The following is a 10,667-nucleotide window of genomic DNA, read 5'->3' as shown; positions in this document are numbered from 1 at the left end:
CATAATATGCTACTGCTCTACCATAGCCATAAGCACATATCTTATCCTATTCGGACTATTGCGAGAAGTGGTATAACTCGTCATCCCGCTACGTGTTAGCGGGATCTATCCGCGGTGGTATGACGGTAAGATTTATTGTGGCATGATGGTGTAGTATAATGTTGATAAACCTCAGTTACTTTAGCTATAAACGATTAAGATGAAGTTACCATATATCTATATACTTACAAATAAAGCTAATAGCACATTATATATTGGTGTAACTGCAAATTTGATCAAGAGGATTTGGGAACACAAAAACAAAATTGTTTCAGGTTTTACATCAAGATATAATGTAAATAAACTTGTATATTTTGAAGAGTTTGAAGATATAAGTTTATCTATTGCAAGAGAAAGGCGCTTGAAAGAATGGCCAAGGCAGTGGAAAATTATAGCTCTTTTTACAATAATCCGAACAGATCATAATATGCTACTGCTCTACCATAGCCATAAGCACATATCTTATCCTATTCGGACTATTGCGAGAAGTGCTATAATTTGATCAATCAAAAGAATCCTAGCTGGGTTGACTTATATTACTTAGCTTTAAGATAGCTATGCTGAGATCCCGCTAACACGTAGCGGGATGACGAGAAAGGAGTGGCGGTATGACGGTTCGCGGTGGTATGACGTAGTAGCTATTTCTTGCAATCAAGTTTCGTTAAAAGTCAGATTGAATGGTTAAATCTTCCACCCAAATAACCACGCACTCTACTTGCTTGTTTGGATATATTTCTTGTACTAAGGTTTTATAGATTAACATCTGTTTTTTTATTTCATTTAATAAGGAAACAGAAACGTTACGGTGTGATTTGTAGTCAATTATGATTGCTTTATCTTGCGTTATGCATAGCCTATCTAGTCGTACTAATACTGACTTGCCATCAATTGTTCCACTCAGTGTAATCTCTGATTTGCCTTCCAAGTCAAACAAATAGCCATATTTTTCATTAAAGGCTAATATTTTACTGTAAATTTCATCCTTATCTTCGCTGATGTTATCAAGGTATTTTCTGACCCAATTTTTTCTCCTTTCTTTTTCTATCTTGGGCATATACTGCAATATGCTGTGAATAATCAGGCCTCTTGCATAACCATCTGTCATCCAAGTAGCTGACACTGGGATCCATTCTGCTCCTTCTTTTTCACTGGATTCCAGCGTCACGCGCTGGGATGACACCGAAGAGTGGGCTAAAGCTGGTGGAAGGGAAATGACCGGAACGTCAAAGTAATCACGTTTTTTATAAATGTAAGGGTAGTTTGCATTCACGCATAATACTTCAACTTTTTCTTTAAATATTGGCCGTAAACCCCTTTGTTTCTTTTCATATGGTTCTCCATACTTAGTGATTAGATCATACCAAGAGCCCTTTTGCACTGGCTCTTTACTTAAGATGTATAACTCATCTTCAGCACGCGTGAGTGCTACGTATAATAAACGCAAATATTCATTATAATCCTCTAGTTTTTTCTCTCTTTTTACTTGATCGCAATAAGCATTGTTGTTTTTTCCACACCAAAATGGTGCTTCCGTTCCATCAAAGATAATGCTTTCACTGTTTCTTGGCACTGTGTTTGTATCAACCAAAAATACTATGGGAGCTTGCAGACCTTTTGATTTGTGAATTGTCATTATTCGCACAGCATTGCGTTCTGATTGCATATCATTCTTAATCTCCGGATTATTCTCCTTGATCCATTGAACAAACGCTTGAAGAGATGGGTTTTCAAATTGCAACACGAGGTTCATAAATTCGTCTAGGACATCAAAGCACTCAAGACCTAGCCTTGCAGCAAATTTCTTCTTACCTGTACGTAATATATGCGTAAATAGTGCAAGAGGAGACTCTATGCGAGATAAGTTAATGAGATAGTTTAATTCACTATAGATAACCACAGAATAATCGTGAATTCTTTCCCATAGTGAATGCTCTTTACGGTCGTATGCAATGTTAAATAAATCATCCTCGGTGAAATTAAATAGCGGTGATTTTAAAGCATTTGCAAGAGCTAAATCATTTGCCTGGAGGAGTAAAAATTCGGCCAAAGCTATTAAGTCCTGCACGGCTATATAGTTCATAATTCTAAAATAATCCCGGCCTACAACTGGCACATTTGCTTTTTTAAGTTCGCTTATTATGTAATCAACTAACACGTTTCGTTGTCGCACCAAAATCATAATGTCTCTTGGCTCTATATGGCGATCTTTAGCGACTAAAATCCGCCCTTCGTTTAACCAATTGTGAATTCTGTTAGCTATTGTTTGAGCAAGTAATCGATCTGCTATTGTATAACCTTCCTTGCATGTCAGAGGAATTTGTAAAGCTCGCTGTTCTTTCTCTTTGCGCCTTGGTAACGCTGGCCAAATTTCAATATATCCTTGGTCATTTTCTCTATGTGGAACATGTTTTATTTCATTATCATTAAAAGATATTTCTGCGCGGAAGTTATTAAATATTCTATCTACAAGCATCAAAACTTCTGGAGTTGAGCGAAATGACTTTTCAAGTTGGCATGATATCCAATCTCTACCACCAGTTTTCGTATGAAAGTATTGTTGCATATAGTTGAATAGATGGGGATTTGCTCCTTGAAATCTGTATATGGATTGTTTTACGTCACCAACTACAAATAAGGTTCGCTTTTCATCATTACCGGCAAAAAATTCATCGCAGAGATTTGTTATAATTTTCCACTGGCTGATGCTATTGTCTTGTGCCTCGTCAACAAGGATGTGATCTATTTTTTGATCCAAGTTAAACAATATCCAATCTTTATAGTTTGGATTGCTGAGAAGATTTGTTGCTAAGTCAATTATATCATTGTAGTCAAGCAGTGCATTTTTTGATTTTTCACTATTATACAAATCAACATATACTTTAAATACACCAAGTAAGCTACTGGTTTTCTTGAATATTTGATAAGAGTTCATGTCTCTTATATGGGTAAATACTACATTCTGAACGCTCTCTATTATTTGCTCTGCATCTTTGAATTTCTCCAAAATACTTTTTGTTGCAATGGATGATATGCTCTTTTTTTCGTGCGATTCTGATTTTAGAAATACCTTGGCTAGGTTTTCTATTTTGGTGTCATTCCACTTTATTCCGGTGTCATCTGAGTAGCTGACACTGGTTCTTTTTTTCTTGATCCCAGCTGGGATGACAGTAGAATAAAGTATTTCACTATAACTCTGATCTCTTTTACTGCCTTCACTTAATATCTCGGCTAGTCTTTCCACGTGCTCGATTGTTTCACTCTGTAAGTCATGAATTTCATCTGGGGCGCTCAATTTATCTTTGATATATTTCGAATCATTTGCTGATATCGATCTTTTTATACATAAAGTATAAAGCAAATCGCGTAGTTTATTTTCATCAATTTCAGTTGCAATAAGGTTGATATCATCCTGCACAGTTTCGTTATGAAGCACTTTATTGAATATGATGGAATGTAATTCTTTGCATTCGCTCAGCGTGCAATTTGGAGCAATGCCAGCTTCTATAGGAAAGCTGGAGATTAATTTGTAACAGAAAGCGTGTATGGTTTGTATAGTTAGACCAAGATTTTCCAGTTCAGAGAAAAGCCTTCTTGCTCTTGTTAAATAATCTTTATTTTTTCTGGATCCCAGTGTCACGCACTGGGATGACATTGGAAAGAAATCTAGTTGTTCTAGATCTGCTGCCAACACACTATCTGAACATATTGCCCACTTACTGAGTATGCTGTGAATGCGATTCTCCATTTCGTTTGCTGCAGCATTGGTGAATGTTAAGCAAAGAATATTTCTTTTGTTTTCTAATAAAAGTCTCAATACTCTGTCTATTAAGATTTTTGTTTTGCCTGTACCAGCGGACGCATTTACCCACACAGAGAAATTAGGATTTATGGCATTTGATCTCATCAGAAGTGCGAGAACCTTATAAAAGTTGACTAGAATAGCATTATACATATAATGTAAAAATAGTGTTAGTGAAGATATATAATGAAAAGTTTTTGTGTAAAGGCGCCTGCAAAAATCAATCTTTTTTTGCATGTTGTAGACAAAAAAGAAACAGGGTATCACTTGATTGAAGGTTTATTTGTCTTTGCTAATCTCTCTAATTTTTTGGAAATAAAAGTAGGTGAGAAGGATTCTAGATACGATAACTCTACAGTTGAATTTATAAACTCCGAGTCTAAAATAAATAACCAATATAACACTGTAATGAAAGCGGTTAATCTGCTGCTTAGGCATGCTCCTGTACGCACTAAAGTCACTGTAAAGGTTGTAAAAAACATACCAATTGCTGCAGGACTTGGTAGCGGATCCTCAGATGCTGGAGCTGTGGTACGTACGCTAGGGAAGCTGTGGGAGATTGATAGGACGATTTTAAATGAAATAGCCTTAAACGTTGGTGCTGATGTTCCCGCAAGCGTAGATAGCAAGCCAGTTTTTGTTAGAGGTATTGGCGAAGAATTATGCCACATTAAAAAATTCTCTTTACCTACAAATGTGGTGCTTGTGAAACCGAAAAAAAGGTTTTTGAGTACACCAGATGTATTTTCCAAACATGAAGGAAAATTTTCTGAGCCAATTAAATGGAGCGATGACGCTGAAAAGGATTTGTTGAAGCTTCTTAAAGAGACGAGAAACGATCTTCAAGAAATAGCAATAAGCTTTGTACCTGAAATTAAGGATGTGATATCAACACTTGAGTCACAAGAAGGCTCTATACTTTCTCGCATGTCAGGCAGTGGTGTATCATGTTTTGGAATATTCGATAGTGAGGAAAATGCAAAAGCTGCTGCAGTTAATATCGGAAAAAAGCAACCGGAATGGTGGGTATGTGACACTCAATTAATAGTTTGACTTATGCCATTAATTTCCGAGAATAAAAACCTTATAAATGGTTACAGGGAAGGAAAATTTTTGGTGAATAATAGAGAATATTGCGGCTCAATTATAATTTTTCCTGAAAAGGTGATTAAATTGAAAGAAAGTGATATAAACAGCAAGGAGTATTTTGAATCTTTTTTAACAGAGGAAATAGAAATTTTGTTAATAGGTACTGGTAAAATACACAATATACTAAGTTCTTCAGTGAAGTCCTATCTTATGGAACAAAAAGGTTTAAATTTTGAATTTATGACAACAGGTTCTGCGTGCAGAACCCATAATATTCTGATATCCGAAGATAGATTTGTTGTCAGTTATCTAATAGCCATATAGCATGTTTGAAATGTTTACCCAGGATTTTTTCATCAACAGTCTAGTTGCAGTAGTCGTAATTAGCCTAGTAACAGGCGCTTTAGGATCGTTTATGATATGGCAAAGGTTATCTTATCTTGGTGATAGTTTGTCCCATTCTTCATTGCTTGGTATTGCACTTGCTTTGATCTTTAAGATTAGCCCATCGCTTAGCATAATGCTCATTGCAATTACATTTGCTATACTACTTTCTCTTAATTTTAACAGATTATATTCTGCTGATACGATATTGAACATTGTTACCAATGTAGTTTTATCATCGAGTTTAATACTTATGTCTTTTCTTCCATCTGGCAATAATAGTATTATTAGCTCACTGTTTGGTGATATATTAACGCTCGATCAAAGTGATATAATATCGATTTTTTTAACCTCTCTAATAGTTACTTTGATATTAATATTTAGATGGCGTTATTGGTTAATGATTTCAATTAATCAAGATTTAGCAGTAGTTGAAAAAATTAATGTTACCTTTGTTAGACTAGAATTTTTAATCACTCTTGCTATATTTATAGCAATTGCTGCCCAACTAATAGGAATATTACTCATTGCTGCATTTTTGCTAATACCAGCAGCATCTGCAAGGCTCATTTCGAAAACTCCAATGCAGATGATTATTGTTGCAACAGTTTTTTCTGTGATCTCTGGGATATCAGGTCTCATGTTATCTGCAAGTTTTGATTTGTTAACTGGACCTGCAATTATACTTGTTGCAGCGGTATATTTAATTATCGCTTATTTTATAAGGCTAGTATTAAGCAGGTTGGCTTAATTTTGATCTCGAATGTTAATAATTTTGTAATATACTCATTATAAAACATCACTATCTTAGCACAAAATAGTTTTTGCTATACTATTATTTATATGCTAATGATAAGTTGTTAATTTTATGGAGTAAGCAATATGAGCGAAGAAGGATTTTTTTCCAAATATATATCTCAACCTGTGAAAAAATTTTATAATTATATTACAGGAAAAACAGAAGAATCAGATGATTTAGCAGGCGATGTGCATAATATTGCACAAGGAGACTCAGAGTCTTTGGATACTCATGTACAGTCAAATGAGAATGATATCATATAGATAGCATGAGGGTCACACCATCCAAAGTTAAAAAATTCCTAGAGAAACCTGATGCTTTACGTGGTGTGTTAATTCATGGAAGTGATAACAGTAGGGTTGATTTTTATGTACAAGAAATAATTGCTAATTTGGGTGAGTATTCAGTTCAGGTGATGGATTTTGCAATAGTGAATAAGTCACCCAGTTTACTGTTTTCTGAATTGGCAAACGTTTCGATGTTTACCAGCAAAAAATTAATTAAGCTGATAAATGTGAGTGGAGGTATATCCAAAGAGTTAAAAAACGTATTGGATTATAACGCAAGTGGTCACTATGTAATGATGGTAGCAAGTGATCTTCCATATAATTCTGCGACTAAAAGTTATATGGAGAGTTCAAAAATTTTTGGTGTGATTGCTTGCTATAAGGACAGCAACAGCAATCTTTATGACATTATATCAAGTTACTTAAAACAAAATGATATAAAATGCACAAATGAGATAATCTACCATTTGCAATCTTACTTTAATCATAGCAAGCTGCCTATATGTTCAGAACTTGAGAAGTTAGTTTTATACTTAGGGGAGAGAAAAGACCTAAAACTTACTGATATAGAATTATGCTTTTCAACTTCTGGCAACGACTATGCTACACTTGATGATCTATGTTCTGCCATAGCAAGTAAAGATATGTCGCGCTTCATTAGAATTTCTGATGTATTGATATCGCAAGAAAATTTTTCACCGATAGCACTAATTCGCATTATATCAAATTATTTCCTACGCCTTGAAAACGTTTTGCTGTCAGTGCAAGGTGGAATGAGTGAGCAGGCTGCGATTGATCAGCTAAGCCCTCCATTGTTTTTTAAACAATTGCAGAGCTTTAAATCTCATTTGAAAAGTTTGCAACTTTCAGAACTTAAGAAGATCTTGGAAAAATTGATAAGCTTAGAAGTTACCTGTAAAAAAACTGACTTGGATCATAAAATGATTTTTCAACATGCACTGACGAGTAGCTGACTACTCAGATCCAGCCTTTCTTATAATTTCATCAAAATGTTGTATTTTAACATAAAATAGCTGCTTTTATGCCTACCAAAATTCATTCTTTAGTGTGTGTCTCACAAGTATTCTTTGCTAATAGGATATTTTCGAATATAATTGAATATAACTAGATAAAAATACAGATATGTTTGACATTTCAAAAATTGTAATAACACCTGAAATGTTAAAATTAGTTGCTGAAATTGATGAATTTAAAGGAGCATGGCAATTGTTTGGTAATTTAGCTCCAGAACGTTTACAAATGCTCAAGAAAATTGCAACAATTGAAAGTATTGGTTCTTCTACCCGTATTGAAGGGGCAAAACTATCAGACAGTGAAATTGAACAATTATTATCCAAACTTGATACACGTTCATTTCGTTCTCTAGATGAACGAGAAATAGCCGGATATGCGTATGTGTGTGAAGAAGTATTTCAACAATTTTAAAAAGATGCCATTTACAGAAAACACTATAAAACAGTTTCACATCTGGCTTTTACAATTTTCATATAAAGATCAAAGGCACATGGGAGAATATAAAAAATTCCCCAATCATGTTGAAGCGTTTGATGAATCTGGAAAAAGCTTGGGCATAGTTTTTGAAACAGCCTCTCCATTTGAGACAGCAACACAAATGCAAGAACTTATTTATTGGACTAGCCAGCAATTAGAGGTGAAATCGTTACACCCTCTATTAATTATTGGCATTTTTATAGTTACTTTTTTAGCTATTCATCCCTTCCAGGATGGAAATGGCAGATTATCACGCATTCTCACAACTTTCTTGTTACTAAAGTTAGGGTATATCTATGTACCTTACAGTTCCCTTGAAAGTAATAAGGAGAGTTACTACTTAGCTTTGCGTCGTACTCAACAATCCTTGAAGACGAGCAGCTATGATTTTAATCCATGGCTTATATTCTTTTTAAGGTCACTACAAAAGCAAAAATTTCATCTCGAACAAAAGGTGTCACATGAAAAAGTGTTAAATCTCTATTTACCACCACTTTCTGCTAAAGTATTAGCACTACTCAGCAAACATGGACGTCTTACAATTAAGGATTTGGAAAATATTACTAAAGCAAACTGCAATACCTTAAAGAAGCACGTATCTAATCTCGTAAAGAGTAATCACATCACTCAGCATGGAAAAGGCAAAGCAACCTGGTATGTAATATAGAGCTCAATAGGATATGTATTCATTTTGAATTGTTAAATTATTCAGCTATAGAATATAGATCACAGATGTACAAACATTGTAGTTTGAGCCCACTAGATCCCAGTGCCCTATTCTTGTCATCCAAGTCCCTTCTCCTGTCATCCAAGTGCCCAGACACTGGGATCCAGAAAAGTTTGCTTGTAAGCAAGCAAACTAGCATAGAAAGTGGTTACAACGTTTTCGATGAGATTGCAGAAAGGCTAGATTCCAGACTGGAACGACATCGTTCACTATGTACCATATTGCAATAGTTGTGGTCAAGGCACTTGGATCTGAAATTGGAGTGTTCGTACAGCTATAGAATATAGATCAGAAGTGACAGAGCTTAAAAAAAGGCCTAACATTCTTAATAAACGTAAAAAGCTTTATGAAAATCAGAGTTGGAGTAATAGGCTGCTTAGGCAGAATGGGCAAAAAAATACTCAATGAATTAATTACAAATACCAAAGTGGAAATAGCAGGTGCTGTTGCCCGTTCAGGTAGTAAGTACATAGATTCAGATATTGGACCAATTATAGCCAATCTAGGAATTAAAGTTACAAGTTCTATTAGTGGCATATTTGAGTCATCTGACGTTGTAATAGATTTTACAACTAAAGAATGTATGTTAGACTGCCTTAAAGCAGCTGTAAAATTTAAAACACCGCTGGTTAGTGGCACAACTGGAATAGAAGGTGTCGATTTGAAAGAATATGCTGCTGAAGTTCCAATATTATGGTCAGCAAATATGAGTGTTGGGGTTAATGTGTTGCTGAAATTGGTAAAAAAAGCTGCTGAGCTTTTAGGTAATGAATATGACGTTGAGATTTGGGAAATGCATCATAACTTAAAAAAGGATTCACCATCTGGAACAGCTATAGAACTTGGCAAAACAATTGCTAACGCTTCAAAAATGGATTTTCAGTCCAATCAATATTTACATAGTGGTTCAAACATAAGAAAAAAGGGGGGAATAGGTTTTGCAGTATCTCGTGGAGGTGGAGTAATAGGAGATCACAGCGTGATGTTTGTTAATTCTGATGAACGGATAGAACTAAACCACAAAGCAATTGATCGCACAACATTTGCTAGAGGAGCTGTTCAAGCAGCAGTATGGCTATACGAAAATAAAAGAGAAATTCCGGGGCTCTATTCAATGCAGGATGTGATATGAGCAATACACGTGCCTCTGTTAAAGATTTAAATCTCTGGTACGGCTCTAAGCAAGTTCTATTCGATATAAATTTGAATATTTATAAAAGAAAAGTTACTACTTTTATCGGACCATCCGGGTGCGGTAAATCAACATTTTTGCGTTGTTTTAATCGTATGAATGACTATGTACCAGGTTGCAAAACTGTTGGTGAATTAGATATCGATGGGCTGGGTGATATATATTCACGCGATATGGATGTTGTACTACTTAGAGCAAAAGTTGGTATGGTATTTCAAAAGCCAAATCCTTTTCCAAAATCAATATATGATAATGTTGCTTGTGGGCCAAAATTGCATGGTATGGCGAAGGATAAGCAAAAATTGAATGAGATGGTGGAAAATAGTTTAACCAAGGTTGGTTTATTGGAAGAATTGAAGGACAGATTGCAAGATAGCGCACTCAATTTATCCGGTGGCCAACAACAGAGACTATGCATTGCTCGCGCAATTGCAGTGAAGCCAACTATTTTATTAATGGATGAACCGTGCTCCGCTCTTGATCCAATGGCAACCAATGCAATCGAAAATCTTATACAAGAGCTGAAATTAAGATTTACTATAATTATGGTAACTCATTCAATGAAGCAAGCTAAGAAGTTATCTGATAGTGTGATTTTCTTTCATAATGGCAGAATTGTTGAGTCTGGAAGCACTCAAGAAATATTCGAAAATGCTCAATCTCCCTTAACAAAGGAGTATATCCTGGATCATTAAATTTCTGACCTTACCCAGAAAAAGTGGAGAGAAAGAAAAGAGTTTTTTTGGGTAAAATAAAATTTTGGAGGATTAGAAATGGTAAGAGAATATACGGCAGAATTCAAATTGGAAGCTGTTAAGCTGGCAAATGAACAAAGAAAG

Annotated in this window: 12 protein-coding genes; 10 read left to right on the top strand and 2 right to left on the bottom strand. The window is 35.1% G+C overall.

Annotated elements, in window-relative coordinates; all coding sequences use genetic code 11:
* Positions 1-199 precede the first annotated feature (199 nt).
* Positions 200-541 (top strand): GIY-YIG nuclease family protein, encoded by a 342-nt coding sequence (locus OZD68_RS03325; protein WP_275008997.1) that lies wholly within the window; start codon positions 200-202, stop codon positions 539-541.
* Between the two features lie 159 nt (positions 542-700).
* Here the strand turns inward: OZD68_RS03325 and OZD68_RS03320 are convergent, their stop codons facing one another.
* Positions 701-3,943, bottom strand: coding sequence for a UvrD-helicase domain-containing protein (locus tag OZD68_RS03320; RefSeq protein ID WP_182309430.1), 3,243 nt, complete (start codon positions 3,941-3,943; stop codon positions 701-703).
* An 81-nt stretch (positions 3,944-4,024) separates the two neighbouring features.
* Between OZD68_RS03320 and OZD68_RS03315 the strand changes: the two genes are divergently transcribed.
* The 7 genes from OZD68_RS03315 (at position 4,025) to OZD68_RS03285 (ending at position 8,576) form a co-directional block, all read left to right on the top strand.
* The gene (locus tag OZD68_RS03315) at positions 4,025-4,891 is read left to right on the top strand and encodes a 4-(cytidine 5'-diphospho)-2-C-methyl-D-erythritol kinase (protein ID WP_182309431.1); all 867 of its coding nucleotides are present in this window, start codon (positions 4,025-4,027) and stop codon (positions 4,889-4,891) included.
* 3 nt (positions 4,892-4,894) lie between these two features.
* Positions 4,895-5,251, top strand: coding sequence for an Mth938-like domain-containing protein (locus OZD68_RS03310; RefSeq protein ID WP_182309432.1), 357 nt, complete (start codon positions 4,895-4,897; stop codon positions 5,249-5,251).
* A 1-nt stretch (position 5,252) separates the two neighbouring features.
* A complete protein-coding gene (locus tag OZD68_RS03305) occupies positions 5,253-6,062 on the top strand; it encodes a metal ABC transporter permease (RefSeq protein ID WP_182309433.1) in 810 nt (269 codons plus the stop codon).
* A gap of 131 nt (positions 6,063-6,193) precedes the next feature.
* Entirely contained in the window at positions 6,194-6,373 is a 180-nt protein-coding gene (locus OZD68_RS03300) for a hypothetical protein (RefSeq protein ID WP_182309434.1), read from the top strand.
* 5 nt (positions 6,374-6,378) lie between these two features.
* Positions 6,379-7,371 (top strand): DNA polymerase III subunit delta, encoded by a 993-nt coding sequence (gene holA, locus OZD68_RS03295; RefSeq protein ID WP_182309435.1) that lies wholly within the window; start codon positions 6,379-6,381, stop codon positions 7,369-7,371.
* Positions 7,372-7,540: 169 nt separating this feature from the next.
* Positions 7,541-7,843, top strand: a complete 303-nt coding sequence (locus tag OZD68_RS03290) for a Fic family protein (RefSeq protein WP_259366002.1) — start codon at positions 7,541-7,543, stop codon at positions 7,841-7,843.
* On the top strand, positions 7,806-8,576 hold the full coding sequence (locus OZD68_RS03285) for a Fic family protein (protein ID WP_338063251.1): 771 nt from the start codon (positions 7,806-7,808) through the stop codon (positions 8,574-8,576). The genes OZD68_RS03290 and OZD68_RS03285 overlap by 38 nt, the downstream gene beginning before the upstream one ends.
* 37 nt (positions 8,577-8,613) lie before the next feature.
* Here OZD68_RS03285 and OZD68_RS03280 read toward each other — a convergent pair whose 3' ends face one another.
* On the bottom strand, positions 8,614-8,763 hold the full coding sequence (locus OZD68_RS03280) for a hypothetical protein (protein WP_275008992.1): 150 nt from the start codon (positions 8,761-8,763) through the stop codon (positions 8,614-8,616).
* 219 nt (positions 8,764-8,982) lie between these two features.
* On the opposite strand from OZD68_RS03280, the gene dapB reads away from it, so the two are divergent.
* Together dapB and pstB are read left to right on the top strand one after the other, a co-directional pair.
* Positions 8,983-9,768, top strand: coding sequence for a 4-hydroxy-tetrahydrodipicolinate reductase (gene dapB, locus OZD68_RS03275; protein ID WP_182309436.1), 786 nt, complete (start codon positions 8,983-8,985; stop codon positions 9,766-9,768).
* Positions 9,765-10,523 (top strand): phosphate ABC transporter ATP-binding protein PstB, encoded by a 759-nt coding sequence (gene pstB, locus OZD68_RS03270; protein ID WP_182309437.1) that lies wholly within the window; start codon positions 9,765-9,767, stop codon positions 10,521-10,523. Before dapB ends, pstB begins: the two co-directional genes overlap by 4 nt.
* Positions 10,524-10,667 lie beyond the last annotated feature (144 nt).

Source organism: Wolbachia endosymbiont of Drosophila bicornuta (assembly GCF_028982105.1).
Classification (GTDB): Bacteria; Pseudomonadota; Alphaproteobacteria; order Rickettsiales; family Anaplasmataceae; genus Wolbachia; species Wolbachia pipientis.
This window is presented reverse-complemented; position numbering and strand designations above follow the sequence as displayed.